Origin of the sequence: Mesorhizobium sp. M0816, from assembly GCF_040320005.1 — a bacterium.
In the GTDB taxonomy this organism is placed as follows: domain Bacteria; phylum Pseudomonadota; class Alphaproteobacteria; order Rhizobiales; family Rhizobiaceae; genus Mesorhizobium.
This window is the reverse complement of sequence record NZ_JAMYOT010000001.1, coordinates 327,718-346,401: the sequence shown is the minus strand read 5'-3', so window position 1 is coordinate 346,401 and position 18,684 is coordinate 327,718. Positions and strand designations below refer to the sequence as shown.

The window sequence follows — 18,684 nt, the reverse complement described above, 5'->3', positions numbered from 1 at the left end:
CGCCGGGCGTGCAACAATTCCGGATCAGATGTCGAGCGTGTGGTCGCGCTCCCACTGGGTGAAGTGGGAAGCATAGGAATTCCATTCCTGCTGCTTGAGCTTTAGATAGGCCGACGAGAATTCCTCACCCAGCGCCGCCTTGAGCGATTTGTCGTTGTCGAACTCGCGCAACGCGTCGAGCAGGTTGAGCGGCAGCTTCGGCGCGCCCTCGACCGTATGGCCGAACTGGTACATGTCGATATCGTAGCGCCTGCCGGGGTCGGCCTTCGAGCGGACGCCGTCAAGGCCGGCGGCGATGATCACCGCCTGCAGCAGATACGGGTTCGCCGCGCCGTCGGGCAGGCGCAGCTCGAAGCGGCCGGGGCCGGGTACGCGCACCATGTGGGTGCGGTTGTTGCCCGTCCAGGTCACCGTGTTCGGCGCCCAGGTGGCGCCGGAGATGGTGCGCGGTGCGTTGATGCGCTTGTAGGAATTGACCGTCGGGTTGGTGATGGCGGCAAGCGCGGACGCATGTTTCATGATGCCGCCGAGGAAATTCCTGCCCTTGGCCGACAGGCCGAGCTCCATCGCATTGTCGGCAAAGACATTGGTCTTGCCGTCTTTGTCCCACACCGAGATGTGCGCATGGCAGCCATTGCCGGTCAGGCCCTGGAAGGGTTTAGGCATGAAGGTTGCGCGCAGGCCGTGCTTTTCGGCGACCGATTTCACCATGAATTTGAAGAAGGAATGCTTGTCGGCGGTCGCCAGCGCATCGTCGAAGGCCCAGTTCATCTCGAACTGGCCGTTGGCATCCTCGTGGTCGTTCTGGTAGGCGCCCCAGCCGAGCGCCAGCATGTGGTCGCAGATCTCGGCGATCACATCGTAGCGGCGCATCACCGCCTGCTGGTCGTAGCAGGGCTTCGACGCCGTGTCATATTCGTCGGAAATCGTCTTGCCATCCGGCGAGATCAGGAAGAATTCGGCCTCGACGCCGGTCTTGATGTGCATGCCGTCGCCGGCCGCCTCCGCGATCAACCGCTTCAGCGTGTTGCGCGGCGCCTGCTCGACCGATTTGTCGTCCATGATGCAGTTGGCGGCGACCCAGGCGACCTCCGGCTTCCAAGGCAACTGGATCACCGAGGCCGGATCCGGCACCGCCAGCATGTCGGGATGCGCCGGCGTCAGGTCGAGCCAGGTGGCAAAGCCGGCAAAGCCGGCACCGTCCCGCTGCATGTCGGCGATCGCCTGCGCCGGCACCAGCTTGGCGCGTTGCCCACCGAACAGGTCGGTGTAGGATATCATGAAATATTTGACGCCCTTCTCCTTGGCGAAGGCGGCGAGATCGTTCCCCATTATAGTTCCTCGCTTACTGGCATTTGGTTTGTTTTAGAAGCCGTTCTTGCCCGGTATCCAGTTGGTGCCGGCCAGCGGCACGCCGGCCATGGCGGCGGCTTCGATCGTCAAGGCGACAAGATCCTCGGGCTCGAGATTGTGCAGGCTGTTCTTGCCGCAGGCGCGTGCGATTGTCTGAGCCTCAAGTGTCATCACCTTAAGATAATTCGCCAGCCGCCGTCCGGCCGCAATCGGATCGACCCGTTTCATTAGCTCGGGATCCTGCGTGGTGATGCCGGCCGGGTCGCGACCCTCGTGCCAGTCGTCATAGGCGCCGGCGGTGGTGCCGAGCTCGTTGTATTCCGCCTCCCAGCGCGGGTCGTTGTCGCCGAGCGCGACAAGCGCTGCCGTGCCGATCGACACCGCGTCGACGCCCAGCGCCAGCGCCTTGGCGACGTCGGCCCCGTTGCGTATGCCGCCTGAGACGATCAGCTGCACCTTGCGGTGCATGCCGAGATCCTGCAGCGCCTGCACCGCCGGCCTGATACAGGCAAGCGTCGGCTGGCCGACATTTTCAATGAACACTTCCTGGGTCGCCGCAGTGCCGCCCTGCATGCCGTCGACGACGACGACATCGGCGCCCGATTTCACCGCAAGCGCGGTATCGTAATAGGGCCGCGCGCCGCCGACCTTGACGTAGATCGGCTTTTCCCAGTCGGTGATTTCGCGCAGTTCGAGGATCTTGATCTCGAGGTCGTCCGGCCCGGTCCAGTCGGGGTGGCGCGAGGCCGAGCGCTGGTCGATGCCTTTCGGCAGCGTGCGCATTTCGGCGACGCGGTCGGAGATTTTCTGGCCGAGCAGCATGCCGCCGCCGCCTGGCTTGGCGCCCTGGCCGACGACAACCTCGATCGCGTCGGCACGGCGCAGATCGCGCGGGTTCATGCCGTAGCGCGACGGCAGATACTGGTAGACCAGCGTCTTCGAATGGCCGCGCTCTTCCTCGGTCATGCCGCCGTCGCCGGTGGTCGTCGAGGTGCCCGACAGCGTCGCGCCACGGCCGAGCGCTTCCTTCGCCGGGCCGGACAGCGAGCCGAAGCTCATGCCGGCAATGGTGATCGGGATTTTCAATTCGATCGGCTTCTTCGCATAGCGCGAGCCGAGCACGACGCTGGTGTCGCAGCGCTCGCGATAGCCTTCGAGCGGGTAGCGCGAGATCGAGGCGCCGAGGAACAGAAGGTCATCGAAATGCGGCAGCTTGCGCTTGGCGCCGGCGCCGCGGATGTCATAGATGCCGGTCGCCGCGGCGCGGCGGATCTCGGAAAGCGTGTAGTCGTCGAAGGTCGCGGATTTGCGCGGCGTCGTCGGCGGGTTGCGATAGGTCATTGAGCCTCAATACGCGTCGGCGTTGTCGATATTGAAATTGTAGAGGGTACGAGCCGAGCCGTAGCGCTTGAACTCCGCCGCCTTGACGCCGGTCACGCCGGCGCGGTCGAGCAAGCCTTGCAGCAATTCGAGATGCTCGGGCCGCATCTCCTTGGCGATGCAGTCGGCGCCGAGGCTTTCGACCTTGCCGCGCACGAAAAGCCGCGCCTCGTAAATGGAATCGCCGAGCGCATCGCCGGCGTCGCCCAGCACCACGAGGTTGCCGGACTGCGCCATGAAGGCCGACATGTGGCCGATATTGCCATGGACGACGATGTCGATGCCTTTCATCGAGATGCCGCAGCGCGACGACGCGTTGCCTTCGATGACGAGCAACCCGCCCCGGCCGGTGGCGCCGGCGTACTGGCTGGCATCGCCTTTGACGACGATCTGGCCGGACATCATGTTCTCGCCGACGCCGGGCCCGGCCGAGCCATGCACGGTGATGGTGCCGCCGTCGTTCATGCCGCCGCAATAATAGCCGACGCTGCCGCGCACATCGATGGCGACCGGCTGGTCGACGCCGACGGCGACCGAATGGCTGCCTCGCGGGTGGAGCACCTCCCAGGCGGTCTCGTTCGAACCGGGCGCCAGATCGTGCAGCGCCTGGTTGAGCTCGCGCAGCGACATTTCGGCCAGGTCGAAGACCCGCGATGCCTGGCCCGGCTCGCGCGCGGCCTTGGAGAGGTTGCCCGTATTGAAGGCATTGCTTGCCGGCATTGGTTCAATGCTCCCAGAAATAGACGGTTGCGGGCTCGGGTTCCCAGACCTTCGCATTGTCTATGCCGGGCAGTTTGGTGAGCGCACGATATTCCGAGCCGAAGGCGACATACTGGTCGGTTTCGGCCATTACGGCGGGCTTGCAGGCGATCGGATCGCGCACCACGCCGAAGCCGTTCTTGGTGCCGACGACGAAGGTGAAAAAGCCGTCGAGATCGCTCAGCGTGCCTTCCAGCGCCTCGCCCAGATTCTTGCCATGCGCCATCTGCGAGGAGAGATAGGCGGCAGCGACCTCGGTGTCGTTCTCGGTCTCGAATGTCATGCCTTCGCGGATCAGCTCGCGGCGGACATTGTTGTGGTTGGACAGCGAGCCATTATGCACCAGGCACTGGTCGGCGCCGGTCGAGAACGGATGCGCGCCCATCGTCGTCACCGCCGATTCGGTCGCCATGCGGGTATGGCCGATGCCGTGCGTGCCGGTCATCTCGCGGACGCCGAAACGGTCGACGACCGCTTCGGGCAAGCCGACTTCCTTGTAGATTTCGACGACGTCGCCGGCGCCCATGATGCGGATGTCGGGGCGCAGCGTCTGGATCGCCTCGCGCGCATCGTCGATCTTGGCAGGCATCGTCCGGACCACGGCATGCGTCGACTTCGCAGCAATGCTCACCGGCGCGCCGATTGCCTTGGCGAGTTCGGCGTCGAGGCCGCGGAAATCGCGCTCCGGCTTGGCCGACTGGATGGTGATCTTGGCTTCACTGGAGGGCGCGCCATAGATGGCGATGCCGGCGCTGTCGGGACCGCGATCGCTGAGCGAGATCAGCATCTCCGACAGCATCGCGCCAAGCTGGGGCTCGAGCGACTTGTCCTTCAAAAACAGTCCGACGATTCCGCACATGTCAGCCTCCGCGAGTTTGTTCCCTCCGAGATGTATCGAATGAGTCTCGGGAATTCAATTGGTATGAAAAAAATTTTCCTGTCGTTATATATCGGCTGAGGCGCCGCCGGCCGCACTATCGCTGCGCTGGCCGCCATTGTGAACCCATTTGGCATAGCGGATGCGGGCGATCTTGTAGGCATCCAGGATCGACAGGGCATAGATCAGGAAGCCGCCGGCATGGCGTCCGACGAAGCTGGCGTCGGGCGGCGCGATCTTGGCGGTGACCCAGGCAAGGATCACCATGAAGAACAGGAATTGCAGGCCGCGCACCGGCACCCCGAGCACGACATGCCCGCTCGCCGGCAAGACGATCGCAGCGCCCAGAACCAGATAGGGGCTCGGTGGTGCGGGGGAGGTGGTGATCTGGCTGGTCATGCCGCTTGCCGTTCGCTTTGATTGATGGCATCGCGCAGCGCCGAAGCCGACGACAGCAGCCTCTCGATCAGCACCGGATCGAGCCTGACCGCGCCGAATTCGGCTTGCCGGAATACGCCGTAGCGCGCCCGCTCGGCCTCGGCCAGCAGCCAGACGATGCGCACGCCGTTCGGCGTGATCAGCAATTCCTTGGCGCGCTCCTCGGCAAAGACATCGAGGTGGCCGGCGATGATGGCTTCGGGGAAGCGCACGCCCTTGCGGTCGCTCCGCAGCACCGCCTCGGCCGGAAACCCCGCCGCCTTCGGCAGCGGATGGACGAGATGATCGAAATTGGAAAAAGTCGTCGGCGATCCCGGCCGCATCATCATATCGAAAGTGCCTGGTATCGCGACCTTTTCGGTGATCGAAACGCTCAGCCAGCGCGCCGGCAGCTTCCTGATCGCCAGCGTGTCGACGATGGTCCGCACCTGCACCCGCCGGCCGTTCCACGAGCCGGCGAAGGTAACGACGCCGGCAGTGCCGTCCGAGACGTTGGCCGCGTCGGGGATGACGGCGCGGACGCCGGCTTCGTCGGCGGCAAGCCTGGTCGAAGCCTTGGCGCGGCTGGCCCGCGCAAGCCAGGCTACGTGGAGGACGAGAGCCAGGGCAACCGCCCCGGCGAGCAATGCTGAGATCACCTAACGCACCTCGTCACGCAAATGCCCGCCCAGACCGGGCGCGCCGTCAGTAGCCCTGCGGCTTCGGCCACGGCATGGTGAACTGGGCGCCACGGCGCACGAATTTGTAGCGGTAGAAGTGGAACCACAGCGAGATCAGGAAGTAGAAGGCGACCATGGCGATCAGCTGCGAGCCGAAGCCGAGGAAGATCGCAAAGAAGGTGACCACGCAAAGGCAGAACAAGACGATAGCCGGCAGCGGATGGAACGGATGGGTGTAGCCGCGGCGGATCGAGCCGAGCGGCCACTTTTTCCTGAACATGATGATGTTGATGCTCATGAAGGTGTATTGCAGCACGCCCGACAGGATCGAGAAGGTGATCGCCTGGTTGAGGTCGGCGATGAAGGCGAAGGCGAGCGCGATCGGCAGCAGAAACAGGATCGAGCGATAGGGCGTGCGGTATTTCGGATGCACCGCCGAGAACCAGGTCGGCAGATAGCGGTCGCGGCCGAGCGAAAACCAGGCGCGCGCGGCGTCGTTGATGCAGCCATTGGCGGAGGCGAGCGCGGCAAGCAGCGTCGCGATGAACAACAGGTTTTCCAGCAGCGCACTGCCGGTCAGTTTGCCCGCGTCCCACAGCGGATAATAGGTGATGCCGAGATATTCCCAGGGCATCAGCGAGGCGCAGACATACCAGGTCATGGCGGCGGCGATCAGAAGCGTGATCATGCCGGCCATCGTGCCGTAGGGCAGCGAGCGCGCCGGCGAGCGCACTTCCTCGGCCGCCTGCGTGGTGCCCTCGATGCCGAGATAGTACCAGATGCCGAACTGGAAGGCGGCGATGACGCCGATCCAGCCATAGGGCAGGGCGTTGCCCGGGGTCACCAACTCGTTCAGCTTGAGCACGGCGCCTTGCGTCCACGGGCTGACCGAGAAGAACAGGATGACGATCGAGACATAGGCTATCGCGGTGATGACGAAATTGACGTTGAGCGTCATCAGCACGCCGCGATAGTTCAGCCATGCCAGCACGACGATGGTCGCGGCGATGAAGGAATTGTGGTTGAGCCCCTCGACGCCGGCCTTGGCGACGATGGTGTCGCCGAGCAGGATCGCGTCCGACACTTCGAGCATGGTGTAGGCAAAGACCAGGAACAGCGCGACGTTGAAGGCCATCAGCGGCCCGACAATGTGCTTGGCCTGCGCATATTGGCCGCCGGCGGCGGCAACCGTCGAGGTAACTTCGGAATCGATCATCGCGACCGAGGTGTAGAGCAGCCCGACGATCCAGCAGACGATCAGCGCCGCCAGCGCGCCGCCCTTGTCCGCCGCGAAATTCCAGCCGGTGAATTCGCCGACCAGAACGATGCCGACGCCGAGCGCCCAGACATGGGCGGGGCCGAGCACCCTGAGCAGTGAAACCCTGTCGCCTTGCACTTGCACCGCTGGTTCAGCCGTGATCGTCATCGTTCAATCCCCCACTCAGATCCGGTGTTTTTCGGACACGGCTTCAAGTTCGCCTTCCCTGGACGAGGTCAGCATCTCTTCGGAATAGGTCGTGTCGATCTTGAACCAGTCGTAGAGCATCCACAGCGCGAGCACGATCGAGATGCCCCAGCATGCGTAAGAGAGTGCCACCCACATGACGATGCTTCCCTATCTATTTGTCGCCGAACTTTTCGTCGATGACGTCGCGGTATTCGCGGTCCGATGCGCGGAACAGAAAGATGAAATAGCCGATCAGCACCGCCGCCATGATGATCAGCGTCGGCCAGTCGATGATGTAGTGGAACCGGTTCTGGATGATGTCGTGCGCGGTTTCCGGCGTGTAGCCGAGCTTTTCCCAGATCGAGGCCATGGTCGGGTTCTGGCCGAGCGCTTCCCACGTCTTGGCGTCGAGCGCGTCGATGGATTTTGCCGCCCCTGCCAGACCTAGTTTCAGCGGCAGCCACAGCGCGACGAAAATCGCGACCACGACGACGGCGATATCGAAAACCTGTCCGGCCTTGCTCTGTTCGGGCGGTGTATAGCGGGCCATGCGTCTCCCCCTCAGGACTTGCGGTTGCGGTAGGCGTCGGCATTCTTGATGTCGAGGCCGTAGATGAAGTCCTTGTCTTCCTTGTAGTGGTTGACCATCGCCAGGATGGCGGCCGTGTTGAAGATCAGCACGGCGGCGGCGGCGACCGCGACGACGAGCTTGATGCCGGCGTCGGGGACGTATGGCCATGTCATGAACAGGACAAAGAGGATCGTCGCCCACAGGCAGACGATCAGGAGCATGGATCCACGCACGTCGGAACGGTACAACGCTTCCACGCGCTGTTGCAGGTCGGACATCGGCTTTCCCCTTTTTCAACGCCGGTCCGGATTGGCCGGTCATTGCCCTCTTTCAAGAGAGTGAAATTTTTTTCATAAAATCCGGCCGAATTCTGGAATTGTCAAGACGATTTTACGCGACGTTAACCGTTTGTTTGGGCTCGCCGGATTTGCCTGACAATGAAATTATTTGCTTACGGGTATTGCAGGCTCCCGGCGTTTGCGATCAATATTCAAGGCAACGCTCCCGCCTGTGTGCAGGGAGCAGGGGAAAGCAAAAAAGTTTCTTTCGAACGGAGGACAGCGGATGACGGCATCCTGGAGATTTTCGACGCTTGCGGACCGCCATCGCGCGCTCGGCTCGAAGCTCGAGGACTGGAGCGGTATGGGCACCGCCTGGACCTACGACAAGGACGCCGACGAAGAGTATATCGCCATCCGCACCAAGGCCGGCCTGATGGACGTGTCCGGCTTGAAGAAGGTCCACATCACCGGGCCGCACGCCTCGCACCTGATCGATCTGGCGACGACGCGCGACGTCGAAAAGATCTATCCCGGCAAGTCGGCCTATGCCTGCATGCTCAACGAGGCCGGCAAGTTCACCGACGACTGCATCCTCTACCGCACCGGCCCGAATTCCTGGATGGTCGTGCATGGCTCGGGCACCGGCCATGAAGAGCTGCAGCGCGCTTCCGTCGGTCGCGACGTGTCTCTGCGCTTCGACGACAATCTGCACGACCTTTCGCTGCAGGGGCCGCTAGCCGTGGATTATCTGGCAAAGCATGTGCCCGGCATTCGCGACCTCAACTATTTCCACCACATGCAGACGCAATTGTTCGGCTTCCCGGTGATGATCTCGCGCACCGGCTACACCGGCGAGCGCGGCTACGAGATCTTCTGCCGTGGCCAGGACGCCGGAACGATCTGGGACAGGATCCTCGACGAGGGCAAGAGCGCCGGCATCATCCCGTGCCGCTTCACCACGCTCGACATGCTGCGCGTCGAGAGCTATCTGCTGTTTTACCCCTACGACAATTCGCAGAAATACCCGTTTGAGAACGAAGGCCCGGGCGACACACTGTGGGAGCTTGGTCTCGACTTCACCGTCAGCCCCGGCAAGACGGGCTTTCGCGGCGCCGAGGAACACTACCGCCTCAAGGGCAAGGAGCGCTTCAAGATCTTCGGCGTGCTGCTCGAAGGCAGAGAGCCGGCCGACGACGGCGCACCGGTCTATCGCGACGGCAAAAAGGTCGGCGTGGTGACCTGCGCAATGTATTCGCCGCTGGTCAAAAAATCGATGGGCATCGCCCGGCTCGAGGTCGACTGCGCGGTGCAGGGCACCAGGCTCGAGATCCGCAACAAGAGCGGCGCCATCAGCGCAATCGCCGAGCCGCTTCCTTTCGATGATCCGAAGAAGACCAAGCGCACGGCGAAAGGCTGAGGCATACTGCGGGTATGGCAGCGAAAAGCATCATCAGCCGGCCGGTCTATGGGACCCTGTCTCCGCAGCCTGGCAAGCATCATCTTTTCATAGCGGATGCAGAGGGAGCGCTGGCGATTGCCGATCTGGCCGCCAAGGCACCGGCGGATTTCTTCGGCGGCGCCCACATCATCTTCATTCCCGGCCGCGACGGCAAATACGCCGATGCGCTCGAAGCACTGAAGCCGGCGCAGTTCTACCTCGGCCATTCCTTCGCCAGCGCCCTGCCGCGGCTGAAGCAGACGCTGGCCAACGCGCATATGGGCCTCAGGCTCTACCTTGCCGGCACCGAAGGGCTGATCGGCCAGGCCATGCAGGCGGCGCTCGAAGCCGGCATCGACCACACCTCGATCCAGACCGAGCATCGCGGCTCGCTGGCGCGCCGCATGCAATGCGTCCACTGCAAGGGCATCACCGAGAACGTGACGACGCAGCCGGCGACCTGTTCGCATTGCGGCCTGCTGCTTCTGGTGCGCGATCATTATTCGCGGCGGCTCGCCGCCTACCAGGGCGTCTGCATCAATGCCGAGGACCGCAGCGAAATTCCTCCGATCGAGGAGGTCTTTCGATGAGCACCGGCACCACCAAGCTCGATGTCCTCGTCAGCGATGTCGTCCCGGTCAACGAGCTGGTGACGCGCTTTCATTTCCGCCGGCGCGACGGCGAGCTTTTGCCGACCTTCTCCGGCGGCGCCCATGTCGTCGTCGAGATGCGCGATGGCGAACGCACCAGGCTCAATCCCTATTCGCTGATGGGCTCGCCGCTCGACACCCGCGAATACACCATCTCGGTGCGCCGCGACGACGCCGGCCGCGGCGGCTCGCTGTTCATGCACAGGCAGGTCAGGCCGGGCACGGAGATGGTGGTCAGCTATCCCGTCAACCTGTTCTCGCTCGATCTGCGCGCCAGGAAGCATCTGATGCTGGCCGGCGGCATCGGCATCACCCCGTTCATGGCGCAGACCGCGCAGCTGGCGGCGGAAGGCGGCAATTTCGAACTGCATTACACCTGCCGCACCGCCTCGCTCGGCACCTATGCCGACCTGCTGAGAGAGCGCTACGACCGCCGGGTCAGGCTCTATCACGACGACCGCGACGAGCGCGTCGATCTCGACCGGCTGCTGTCGTCGCAGCCGCTCGGCACGCATCTCTATGTCTGCGGCCCGTCGGGCATGATCGGCTGGGTGCGCGAGCGTGCCGCCGCCCTCGGCTGGCCTCGCGAGACCGTGCATTTCGAGCATTTCGCGGCCCCGCAGCCCGGCGCGCCCTTCGACGTGACGCTGGCGCTCAGCGGCAAGACCATCCGTGTCGACGAGCAGCAGAGCCTGCTCGAGGCGATCGAGGCGGCCGGCGTCGATCCGCCCTATCTCTGCCGCGGCGGCGTCTGCGGCCAGTGCGAGACCAACGTCATTTCGCATGACGGCAAATTCATCCACAACGACCACTGGCTGAGCGAGGAAGACCACCGTTCGGGCTGCAAGATCATGCCCTGCGTCTCGCGCTTCGAGGGCCGGTCGCTGGTGCTGGAAAGATAGGAGGCGAGCTTGGGCATCACCTTTCGCAAGGAAACCTTCCGCGACGACTTCACCTTCAGGAACAGCCCCGAGCACATCAGGCGGTTCCCGTTCCCGTTCCATGAAGACAGCTACATGTATGCCGTCAACATCGAGCCGCATGTCGTCGGGCCGAAGGGCAGCGTGCTGGAGAACCTGATCGACGTCGACGAGCACTATGTCGCCGAGATGCAGGACCGCGCTTTGGTGCTGGCCGAGGATCCGCTGCGCTGCCAGTCGCTGCCGCACATGACGCTGGCCGGCTGGGATCTGCTCGAGCTTTTGATGGAGCAGCAGGCGCTGGGCTATCCCGAGCATTTCACGCTGACGCGCGATGGCGACCGCTGGCGCTGGATCAACCGGCCGCTCGGCATCGACGACAGCTTCACCTTCGGCGATGTCTCGACGCTGCCCTATGGGCCGATGGAATACATTACCCGCCAGAGCCAGGGCGATTTCTGCATCCTCGACCAGCGCGACGGCAATCTGTGGATGGATGCCGGCATGGTCACCACCCAGGCCGACTGGTCGCTCGATTTCGACATCGGCATGAACTTCTTCGAATGGCACGCGCCGGTGCCGCTGGCGCATGAGAAGGGCATCTTCGTCCGGGCACTGAAGTTCCTCACCAACATCCAGCAGGGCAAGCCGGCGCGCCGGCTGAACTGGACGATGACCATCAATCCGCGCCTCGATACCAGCCCGGAAAATTACCACAAATGGGGTCCGGACCGCGCCACGGTGACGCCGGAAAATGTCGGCGACAAGGTTCATCTGCGCGTCGAGCTGCAGAGCTTCTGGCGGCTGCCGCGCTCGAATGCGATCGTCTTCCCGATCCGCTGCTACCTGATCAAGATGGACGAGCTGGTGACGCAGCCGAAATGGGCACGGCGCCTGCACCGCGTCATCCGCGACCTTCCCGACGAACTCGCCGCCTACAAGGGCCTGACGCGTTACCGTGCGACATTGGTCGAGTGGCTGTCGAAGTTGGATGACGGCAGTGCGACGTCGGTGGGTTTTGGGCCTGATTGAGTTTTTCCTGCTGATATTTGCGCTGCCCTCTCAAGCTGCCAATCTTCCCCCCAAGAGGGGGAGATGCCCGGCAGGGCAGAGGGGGGCGCCGTAGAGCGCCGGCCTTCCCACAATGCCCACTCCACCGCTTCGGCGAAGATCACGACGCGCCAGCCAGCCCAGCCACAATCACGATATGCTGGCAGACATTGTTGATATCGCGGATAACGTCATCATTCCAGAAGCGAAGGCTGGTCCAGCCCAGCGCTTCGAGCTTTGCGGTTCTTGCAGCGTCTATCCGACGCTTCGGCCTCAGCGTGCTGGGAACCGTCGAGCTCCACGATCAGCTTTTTGTCCGGGCATGCAAAGTCGACGATATAGCCGGCGATAGGCATCTGGCGCCGAAACCCCAGTCCCATCAGCCTGTGCGCCCTGATCTCGTTCCAGAGCTTCAGTTCGGCATCGGTCATCACCTTGCGCATCCTGCGCGCATTGCGGCGATTGTTGGCGGGTACTGGATTATGCGTCATCGCGGTTCGCCCCCCTCTGTCCTGCCGGACATCTCCCCCTCAAGGGGGGAGATTGGATGTCACCTCAGCTTTCGCCAATCGCCAACGCTGCAAAAGAGGCGTCGTCGGCGAAGCTGCCGATCTCCCCCCACGAGGTCCCACGAGGGGGAGATCGAACTCTCACCCCGCGCTTTGCGGGTAGCAGATGATCGACAGATAGCGCATCGGCAGAACGCTCAGCACTTCCGGTCCGTGCGGCGCATCGGCGTCGAAGAACAGGCTGTCGCCGGGCTTCATCGGGTAGAGATTGCTGCCGTGCCGGTAAACCACCTCGCCCTCGAGCATATAGAGGAATTCCATGCCCTCGTGCTGGAAGGTCGGAAACACGTCGGAATCCTCGGTCAGCGTGATCAGATAGGGTTCCACGACGACGCCGCTGGTGTTGGAGCCGATATGGCCGAGCAGATTGTACTGGTGGCCGGCGCGCGTGCCGCGGCGTTCGACGTCGAGGCCTTCGCCGGCCTTGACGAAGACGGCACTGCGCTCTTCCTCGAAGCGGCGGAAGAATGCGGTGACGGGAACGCCGAGTGCCCGCGACAGCGCCTGCAACGTGGTCAGCGACGGCGAGGTGATGCCGTTCTCGATCTTCGACAGCATGCCAAGCGAAATGTCGGTGGCGGCAGCCAGATCGGCGACGGTGATGCCGAGCTTCTTGCGGAATGCCCGCACCTCGCGGCCGATCGCGACCTCCAGCACTTTTTCGCGGGTGTCGCGAATGGCGTGCGGGTTCTGGGTGAGCGGCGCGCGTATCTTGCGCGGATCGATTGCAGCGACCGACGGCTTGGCTTTGGCGGCGACGACGGCCGCAGCGGGCTTTAGACTGGATGCTTTTTTCGCCATGTTGCCACCCCGGACCTTGCCGATTCATTTCACTCACGGTGAACATATTCGGTGCCGATACAGAAGCGCAACTGCCACGGCAAGCCACCCGTGTCGAATTGCGCAATGTCCGGATTTCGCCCGAGCTACTGCGTCGCTTGGAAATCCAGCTGGGCGAAGCGCGGTTTCGCGACAAGCCCTGTTGACAGCATCGAAGGGGCAATTACTGTCCTGTCAGTGAAATTTGTTTCGTTAGGGAAATGAGATCGGGAGGCCCGCAATGAAAGATCGTGTTGCCGTCATCGGAGCCGGGCCGTCCGGCATGGCCCAGCTCAGGGCCTTCAAGTCGGCCGCTGACAAGGGCGCCGATATTCCCGAGATCGTCTGCTTCGAAAAGCAGTCCGACTGGGGCGGCCTGTGGAACTACACCTGGCGCACCGGCCTCGACGAGCACGGCGATCCGGTGCACGGCTCGATGTACCGCTATCTCTGGTCGAACGGGCCGAAGGAATGCCTCGAATTCGCCGACTATACCTTCGAGGAGCATTTCGGCCGGCCGATCGGCTCCTATCCGCCGCGCGCCGTGCTGTGGGACTACATCAAGGGCCGCGTCGAAAAATCCGGCGTGCGCCAATGGGTGCGCTTCAACAGCCCGGTGCGCATGGTCACCTTTTCCGAAACGACAAAAAAATTCACGGTCACCGCGCATGACCGCACCAGCGACGTCACCTACTCGGAAGAGTTCGACAATGTCGTCGTCGCCTCGGGCCATTTCTCCGTGCCCAACGTTCCCTATTTCGAAGGCTTTTCGACCTTCAACGGCCGTATCCTGCACAGCCACGATTTCCGCGACGCGATGGAATTCAAGGGCAAGGACATTTTGATCATCGGCCGTTCCTATTCGGCCGAGGACATCGGCTCGCAATGCTACAAATACGGCGCCAGATCGATCACCTCCAGCTACCGCTCGAAGCCGATGGGCTTCAAATGGCCGGACAACTGGAAGGAAGTGCCGCTGCTGCAGAAGGTCGTCGGCAAGACCGCGCATTTCAAGGACGGCAGCACCAAAGACGTCGACGCCATCATCCTGTGCACCGGCTATCTCCACTCCTTCCCGTTCCTCACCGAGGATTTGAAGCTGAAGACCGCCAACCGTATGTGGCCGGACGGGCTCTACGAGGGCGTCGTCTGGGAGAAAAACCCGAAGCTGTCCTATATCGGCATGCAGGACCAGTTCTACACCTTCAACATGTTCGACGCGCAGGCCTGGTTCGCCCGCGACGTCATCATGGGCCGCATCAAGCTGCCCTCGGCCGAAGCGATGGCCGAGCACGGCCGGAAATGGCGGGCACGTGAAGAAACACTTGAAGACGCCGAGCAGATGATCTGGTTCCAGGGCGACTACACCAGGGAGCTGATGGAGCAGACCGACTATCCCGGCTTCGATGTCGAGGCTGTCAATCAGACCTTCATGGAGTGGGAGCACCACAAGGCGGAAGACATTATGGGCTTCCGCGACCACGCCTACCGCTCGCTGATGACCGGCACGATGGCGCCGCTGCACCATACGCCCTGGCTGCAGGCGATGGACGATTCAATGGAAAGCTATCTCGAGGTGAAGGGCGTGGCGGCGGAGTAAGCAGTCCGAACGGCGATTGACTTGCCTCAGTTAACTTCCCGCGCCGGGCCGGCTGCCAGCGCCACGGAATTTGCGACGTGCTCGAGGTGCTCCTCGCTCAGGATGCTGGTCGCGACGCGCACGGCGCTGGTCTTTCCGGTCGAAAACTTCGCCCCGGCATGGACCGCGATGCCGTGTGCGGCCAGCTGGACGTCGACCGAAAACATTATCCCGACAAGTGTTGTCGACGGGGGGCCGATCGGCACTCCCGCCGCAACAAGCCTCATGTGGTTTTCTCGCGGCCGGGCCGATTTAGGGTGCTCGCGTATATGTGAATGTTCGCGATATGGGCGAGCACCTCGGCCTTGCTTGGCCCGCGAGCTATGACAGCCCAGTCGGTTGAGGACGGGCGGGTATCCTTTCCAAATGAACGAGACATGGTCTGATCTCCTGTGGTTTCGGTTGCGAAGCGTTCTCGGCGCTTACGGGAGATCGCACCGCGCGAGGAAGCAAAGCGTTTGAAGGCCCGCCGTTTCGCTGATTGCGGATCTGGCGCTGTTCACGACTGGTTGACGCAAAAAAACCTCTCGTTTTCCCACTGTTGTTCCCACTGCACGTCAAACGCTGCCGGCCGAGGTTTAGCCGTCCGGGGCGATCCCGGTCGCGCAACATCCGAACCCAGGAGTGAATGACATGCAGGACGATACAATGGTCATGGAAAAGGCTTCCGTTAAGAAGGCGTCGCGGGAGCCGAGGAACGGCGTCAATACGCCCACCCTTCTGGCCACCATCAATGCCGTCGCGGGCCAGCCGGAGCTTGCCAAGTTCCAGTTCCGGGCCAAGAGCCGCTGGATCACCGGCACGCACAGCCGCAGCACGATGGCCAACTTCTTCGGCGCTGGCGCCGAGCAGCCGCATGTGACGGCATACCAGGCCGACAGCGATCATCCGGCGGTCCTGTGCGGCGAAGACAACGGCCCGACGCCGGTCGAATACCTACTCCACGCGCTTGCTTCCTGCCTCACCGCCGGCATCGCGAACATCGCGGCCGCGCGCGGCGTGACGCTGCATGAGGTGGAATCGACCGTCGAAGGCGACATCGACCTTCGCGGCATCCTCGGCATCTCTAACGAAGTCCGCAACGGCTACCAGGGCATCCGTATCTCCTTCAAGATCAAGGGCGATGCTTCGGCTGAGAAGCTCGAGGAAATCGTAATGCAGTCGCGCGCCCGTTCCGCGGTGTTCGACGTGCTGACCAACGGCGTGCCGGTCTCGGTTGCCGTGAAAGGCTGACTTCGGTCCGCAAGAGCAATATCGCCGGCCTCGTCCTGAAAAGGATGGCGCCGGCGATCTGTTGCCCCTGCTTACAAGGCGCGGATTCCATGCAGCATACAGACGTAGCCATTATCGGCGCCGGACAGGCGGGTTTAGCCATGAGCCGGTGCCTGTCCGAGCGCGGGGTCTACCACGTCGTGCTGGAGCGCGGCCGCATCGCTGAGCGCTGGCGCAGCGAACGGTGGGATTCGCTGCGCCTGCTGACGCCCAACTGGATGACACGCCTGCCCGGCGGCGGTTATCGCGGAGCCAATCCCGACGGCTTCATGACAATGGCCGAGACGGTGGGGTTCCTAGAGGATTACGCGTGCTCGATCACCGCACCGGTGGAGGACGGTGTGGAGGTGCTTTCGACCGAAAGGGTCGACGGAGGCTTCCGGCTGCTGACCGATCGCGGCCAATGGAGCGTACGTGCGGTCGTGGTCGCGACCGGATACAGCAACAGGCCACGCATTCCGCCACTAGCAAAGCAGATCTCCTCTCGTATCAGGCAAATCGTGCCGCGGGACTATCGCAATCCTCAGCAACTGCCCCAGGGTGGCGTTCTCGTGGCCGGGGCCTCGGCGACCGGCATACAACTTGCGGAGGAGATCAATCGCTCCGGGCGCCCGGTGACCCTGTCGGTCGGCAGTCATACACGCCTACCGAGGCTTTACCGCGGGCACGACATCCTGTGGTGGCTCGACCGGCTGGGAATGCTTGCCAAGCCTGTCGCTGAAATTCCGGATCTCACCGCGGCACGGCGGCAGCCCTCCCTGCAGCTGATAGGCACACCCGAGCGCAGGACGCTCGACCTTGCCGGTCTTCGGGAGCAAGGCGTTCGTCTTGTCGGTCGAGCGGCTGCCGCTTGCGATACACGCATTCGGTTCAACGGCGATCTCGCCGACACGACCATGGCGGCGGAACGCAGGCTGAGGCGCGTGCTGGCCAATATCGACCGCGCGGCCGCCGGAGACGGCCTCTACTCGATCGATCCCGGTTCCATTCCGAGCCTGATCCTGAGCGCCGAGGCGACCGAAATCGACCTCATCGACCAGGGTATCGAGACGATCATATGGGCCACCGGCTATCGCCGGGAATACCCATGGCTGAAGCTGGATGTGTTCGACGCCCGGGGCGAAATCCTGAACGATGGCGGCGTCTGCGCGTATCCGGGACTCTACGTGCTCGGCCTCAATTTCATGCGCCATCGAAGCTCCAGCTTCCTCGACGGCGTCGGCCGCGATGCGGAGGCGCTGGCGGCTCACCTGGCAATGTTTCTCGACGTCTCCCGCCGAGCCGCGGCCTGACCGCCGAATACAACGCTGGCGCGGCAAAAATCGACGTTGCCTTCAACGATGACGCTCACGGCGGACAACGACAAGGGCTCCACCGGCGCCGTAGTCAGCGCCCGCAACCATGGAGAAAATCAAAATGAGTGAAATGGTGAACCCATCCCTGTGCCTCACCAGAACGCGAGGTTTGCGCTGGGCTGGCGGAACAATGTTGGCCGCAGTCTGGCGTTTCATTCGTATCCAACGGGACCGTAGACAGCTTTATGAGTTGCCGGACTACATCTTGCGCGACATCGGCATCACCCGCTTCGAGATCAACTGGATCACTTCGTTTGCCGGGCGTGATCCAGCCGCCGCACGCGTTTTTTGAGGGCGGAGGAGGGCGGGGCTCGATGATTGCCGCATCGACGTCCCACGTCACGCATAGGGCGTGTCAGGCACCGCTTGTCATCGCCCTGCACTGCTCAGGCGGCAGCGGACGGCAATGGCGCAGCCTGGCGGAGCGGCTCGATGACAGCTACCGGCTCATCGCACCCGATCTGATCGGGGCGCCGGGCGGCGGCACCTGGACTGGTGCCGGCGCTTTCCATCTGACCCACGAAGCCGCCGGTATCCTGGAGATGATCGACCACCATGACGGGCCTGTGCATCTTGTTGGCCATTCCTATGGTGGTGGATTGGCCCCGCATATAGCGGCGATGCGTCCAGACCGGCTGGCCAGCCTCTCCCTTTATGAGCCGTCTGCCTTTCACCTGCTGCGCGAGCTGGACTGTGAGGGCCACGAGGCGCTCGGCGAAGTCTTGGCGATCGCAGGCACCGTCCATGACGGCCTGATCAACGGCAGTTACCTGACCGCGACAGCTCATTTCATCGACTACTGGGGTGGGGCCGGCATCTTCGCCGCGATGAAGCCGGAACTTCAGGCTGCACTCGTGCGGTTTCTGCCGAAGGCCAGCCTGGACTTCCACGCATTGATCCATGAATCGACGCCAGCAAGCGAATATGCCCGATTTGGCTTTCCGGTCTTGGTATTGCGCGGCGAATTTGCACCAGTTCCGACGCGGCTCATCGCCCGCGAACTCGTTTCCCGCGTTCCGGCCGCAATCGGGGCGATTGTTCCTGGCGCCGGACATATGGGACCGCTGACCCACGCAGACGTGGTGGCGGATCGTTTGGTCCGGCAGATATCGTTCCATGACACCGCGGGGTCGCGAGCTGCGTGACCGCGGCTTGCTTGCCCTACAGGCAGCGCAAACCTTCGAAGCAGATCCCTGGATGCGGAGGG

Annotated in this window: 21 protein-coding genes and 1 pseudogene; 9 read left to right on the top strand and 13 right to left on the bottom strand. The window is 63.0% G+C overall.

Annotated features, from left to right (window positions below):
* Positions 1-24 precede the first annotated feature (24 nt).
* The 10 genes from glnT to NKI17_RS01615 form a co-directional block, all read right to left on the bottom strand.
* Positions 25-1,332, bottom strand: a complete 1,308-nt coding sequence (glnT, locus tag NKI17_RS01660; protein WP_023673983.1) for a type III glutamate--ammonia ligase — start codon at positions 1,330-1,332, stop codon at positions 25-27.
* Positions 1,333-1,365: 33 nt separating this feature from the next.
* A complete protein-coding gene (locus NKI17_RS01655; RefSeq protein WP_023673984.1) occupies positions 1,366-2,694 on the bottom strand; it encodes an FMN-binding glutamate synthase family protein in 1,329 nt (442 codons plus the stop codon).
* Between the two features lie 6 nt (positions 2,695-2,700).
* Positions 2,701-3,363, bottom strand: a complete 663-nt coding sequence (locus NKI17_RS01650; RefSeq protein ID WP_245274607.1) for a GltB/FmdC/FwdC-like GXGXG domain-containing protein — start codon at positions 3,361-3,363, stop codon at positions 2,701-2,703.
* A 94-nt stretch (positions 3,364-3,457) separates the two neighbouring features.
* Positions 3,458-4,351: a class II glutamine amidotransferase gene (locus tag NKI17_RS01645; protein ID WP_352905313.1), complete on the bottom strand. Its 894-nt coding sequence runs from the start codon at positions 4,349-4,351 to the stop codon at positions 3,458-3,460.
* An 84-nt stretch (positions 4,352-4,435) separates the two neighbouring features.
* The gene (locus tag NKI17_RS01640; RefSeq protein ID WP_352542207.1) at positions 4,436-4,768 is read right to left on the bottom strand and encodes a hypothetical protein; all 333 of its coding nucleotides are present in this window, start codon (positions 4,766-4,768) and stop codon (positions 4,436-4,438) included.
* Positions 4,765-5,445 carry a hypothetical protein gene (locus NKI17_RS01635; protein ID WP_352905312.1) on the bottom strand — a complete coding sequence of 227 codons (681 nt, stop codon included), beginning with the start codon at positions 5,443-5,445 and terminating at the stop codon, positions 4,765-4,767. The genes NKI17_RS01640 and NKI17_RS01635 overlap by 4 nt, the downstream gene beginning before the upstream one ends.
* Before the next feature lie 46 nt (positions 5,446-5,491).
* Positions 5,492-6,892: an APC family permease gene (locus NKI17_RS01630; RefSeq protein ID WP_292653875.1), complete on the bottom strand. Its 1,401-nt coding sequence runs from the start codon at positions 6,890-6,892 to the stop codon at positions 5,492-5,494.
* Between the two features lie 15 nt (positions 6,893-6,907).
* Positions 6,908-7,069: a hypothetical protein gene (locus NKI17_RS01625; protein ID WP_023673991.1), complete on the bottom strand. Its 162-nt coding sequence runs from the start codon at positions 7,067-7,069 to the stop codon at positions 6,908-6,910.
* 16 nt (positions 7,070-7,085) lie between these two features.
* Positions 7,086-7,463 (bottom strand): hypothetical protein, encoded by a 378-nt coding sequence (locus tag NKI17_RS01620; protein WP_023673992.1) that lies wholly within the window; start codon positions 7,461-7,463, stop codon positions 7,086-7,088.
* Positions 7,464-7,474: 11 nt separating this feature from the next.
* Positions 7,475-7,762, bottom strand: a complete 288-nt coding sequence (locus tag NKI17_RS01615) for a hypothetical protein (protein ID WP_023673993.1) — start codon at positions 7,760-7,762, stop codon at positions 7,475-7,477.
* Positions 7,763-8,048: 286 nt separating this feature from the next.
* Here NKI17_RS01615 and NKI17_RS01610 point away from each other — a divergent pair, with 286 nt between their 5' ends.
* The 4 genes from NKI17_RS01610 to NKI17_RS01595 are packed head-to-tail and all read left to right on the top strand — an operon-like array spanning position 8,049 to position 11,805.
* A complete protein-coding gene (locus NKI17_RS01610) occupies positions 8,049-9,182 on the top strand; it encodes an aminomethyl transferase family protein (RefSeq protein ID WP_352905311.1) in 1,134 nt (377 codons plus the stop codon).
* A gap of 14 nt (positions 9,183-9,196) precedes the next feature.
* Positions 9,197-9,793, top strand: coding sequence for a dimethylamine monooxygenase subunit DmmA family protein (locus NKI17_RS01605; RefSeq protein ID WP_352905310.1), 597 nt, complete (start codon positions 9,197-9,199; stop codon positions 9,791-9,793).
* A complete protein-coding gene (locus tag NKI17_RS01600; RefSeq protein WP_352704679.1) occupies positions 9,790-10,755 on the top strand; it encodes a PDR/VanB family oxidoreductase in 966 nt (321 codons plus the stop codon). Before NKI17_RS01605 ends, NKI17_RS01600 begins: the two co-directional genes overlap by 4 nt.
* 9 nt (positions 10,756-10,764) lie before the next feature.
* Entirely contained in the window at positions 10,765-11,805 is a 1,041-nt protein-coding gene (locus NKI17_RS01595; protein ID WP_352621149.1) for a heme-dependent oxidative N-demethylase family protein, read from the top strand.
* Positions 11,806-11,944: 139 nt separating this feature from the next.
* Here NKI17_RS01595 and NKI17_RS01590 read toward each other — a convergent pair.
* Positions 11,945-12,314, bottom strand: a pseudogene (locus NKI17_RS01590) (endonuclease domain-containing protein).
* 159 nt (positions 12,315-12,473) lie between these two features.
* Positions 12,474-13,193 carry a helix-turn-helix domain-containing protein gene (locus NKI17_RS01585; protein WP_352452528.1) on the bottom strand — a complete coding sequence of 240 codons (720 nt, stop codon included), beginning with the start codon at positions 13,191-13,193 and terminating at the stop codon, positions 12,474-12,476.
* A gap of 259 nt (positions 13,194-13,452) precedes the next feature.
* Here NKI17_RS01585 and NKI17_RS01580 point away from each other — a divergent pair, with 259 nt between their 5' ends.
* Positions 13,453-14,811, top strand: a complete 1,359-nt coding sequence (locus tag NKI17_RS01580) for a trimethylamine monooxygenase (protein WP_352621151.1) — start codon at positions 13,453-13,455, stop codon at positions 14,809-14,811.
* Between the two features lie 26 nt (positions 14,812-14,837).
* On the opposite strand, the gene NKI17_RS01575 is transcribed toward NKI17_RS01580, so the two are convergent.
* The gene (locus NKI17_RS01575; protein ID WP_352905309.1) at positions 14,838-15,077 is read right to left on the bottom strand and encodes a hypothetical protein; all 240 of its coding nucleotides are present in this window, start codon (positions 15,075-15,077) and stop codon (positions 14,838-14,840) included.
* A 421-nt stretch (positions 15,078-15,498) separates the two neighbouring features.
* Between NKI17_RS01575 and NKI17_RS01570 the strand changes: the two genes are divergently transcribed.
* The 4 genes from NKI17_RS01570 to NKI17_RS01555 all read left to right on the top strand — a co-directional run bounded on the left by NKI17_RS01570 (position 15,499) and on the right by NKI17_RS01555 (position 18,622).
* Positions 15,499-16,083 (top strand): OsmC family protein, encoded by a 585-nt coding sequence (locus NKI17_RS01570; RefSeq protein WP_245274597.1) that lies wholly within the window; start codon positions 15,499-15,501, stop codon positions 16,081-16,083.
* Positions 16,084-16,127: 44 nt separating this feature from the next.
* Entirely contained in the window at positions 16,128-17,414 is a 1,287-nt protein-coding gene (locus NKI17_RS01565; protein WP_352905308.1) for an NAD(P)-binding domain-containing protein, read from the top strand.
* Positions 17,415-17,538: 124 nt separating this feature from the next.
* Positions 17,539-17,769: a YjiS-like domain-containing protein gene (locus tag NKI17_RS01560; RefSeq protein ID WP_352905307.1), complete on the top strand. Its 231-nt coding sequence runs from the start codon at positions 17,539-17,541 to the stop codon at positions 17,767-17,769.
* Positions 17,741-18,622: an alpha/beta fold hydrolase gene (locus NKI17_RS01555; protein ID WP_352905350.1), complete on the top strand. Its 882-nt coding sequence runs from the start codon at positions 17,741-17,743 to the stop codon at positions 18,620-18,622. Before NKI17_RS01560 ends, NKI17_RS01555 begins: the two co-directional genes overlap by 29 nt.
* The last annotated feature ends 62 nt before the right edge of the window (positions 18,623-18,684 follow it).

What these genes read in the sequence shown, in the direction of transcription:
- glnT (WP_023673983.1), bottom strand. Translation starts at nt 1,332, where the DNA reads ATGGGGAACGATCTCGCCGCCTTCGCCAAGGAGAAGGGCGTCAAATAT.
- NKI17_RS01575 (WP_352905309.1), bottom strand. Translation starts at nt 15,077, where the DNA reads ATGAGGCTTGTTGCGGCGGGAGTGCCGATCGGCCCCCCGTCGACAACA.
- NKI17_RS01585 (WP_352452528.1), bottom strand. Translation starts at nt 13,193, where the DNA reads ATGGCGAAAAAAGCATCCAGTCTAAAGCCCGCTGCGGCCGTCGTCGCC.
- NKI17_RS01615 (WP_023673993.1), bottom strand. Translation starts at nt 7,762, where the DNA reads ATGTCCGACCTGCAACAGCGCGTGGAAGCGTTGTACCGTTCCGACGTG.
- NKI17_RS01655 (WP_023673984.1), bottom strand. Translation starts at nt 2,694, where the DNA reads ATGACCTATCGCAACCCGCCGACGACGCCGCGCAAATCCGCGACCTTC.
- NKI17_RS01625 (WP_023673991.1), bottom strand. Translation starts at nt 7,069, where the DNA reads ATGTGGGTGGCACTCTCTTACGCATGCTGGGGCATCTCGATCGTGCTC.
- NKI17_RS01600 (WP_352704679.1), top strand. Translation starts at nt 9,790, where the DNA reads ATGAGCACCGGCACCACCAAGCTCGATGTCCTCGTCAGCGATGTCGTC.
- NKI17_RS01580 (WP_352621151.1), top strand. Translation starts at nt 13,453, where the DNA reads ATGAAAGATCGTGTTGCCGTCATCGGAGCCGGGCCGTCCGGCATGGCC.
- NKI17_RS01645 (WP_352905313.1), bottom strand. Translation starts at nt 4,351, where the DNA reads ATGTGCGGAATCGTCGGACTGTTTTTGAAGGACAAGTCGCTCGAGCCC.
- NKI17_RS01565 (WP_352905308.1), top strand. Translation starts at nt 16,128, where the DNA reads ATGGCGCCGGCGATCTGTTGCCCCTGCTTACAAGGCGCGGATTCCATG.
- NKI17_RS01605 (WP_352905310.1), top strand. Translation starts at nt 9,197, where the DNA reads ATGGCAGCGAAAAGCATCATCAGCCGGCCGGTCTATGGGACCCTGTCT.
- NKI17_RS01630 (WP_292653875.1), bottom strand. Translation starts at nt 6,892, where the DNA reads ATGACGATCACGGCTGAACCAGCGGTGCAAGTGCAAGGCGACAGGGTT.
- NKI17_RS01610 (WP_352905311.1), top strand. Translation starts at nt 8,049, where the DNA reads ATGACGGCATCCTGGAGATTTTCGACGCTTGCGGACCGCCATCGCGCG.
- NKI17_RS01570 (WP_245274597.1), top strand. Translation starts at nt 15,499, where the DNA reads ATGGTCATGGAAAAGGCTTCCGTTAAGAAGGCGTCGCGGGAGCCGAGG.
- NKI17_RS01640 (WP_352542207.1), bottom strand. Translation starts at nt 4,768, where the DNA reads ATGACCAGCCAGATCACCACCTCCCCCGCACCACCGAGCCCCTATCTG.
- NKI17_RS01650 (WP_245274607.1), bottom strand. Translation starts at nt 3,363, where the DNA reads ATGTCGCTGCGCGAGCTCAACCAGGCGCTGCACGATCTGGCGCCCGGT.
- NKI17_RS01560 (WP_352905307.1), top strand. Translation starts at nt 17,539, where the DNA reads ATGAGTGAAATGGTGAACCCATCCCTGTGCCTCACCAGAACGCGAGGT.
- NKI17_RS01620 (WP_023673992.1), bottom strand. Translation starts at nt 7,463, where the DNA reads ATGGCCCGCTATACACCGCCCGAACAGAGCAAGGCCGGACAGGTTTTC.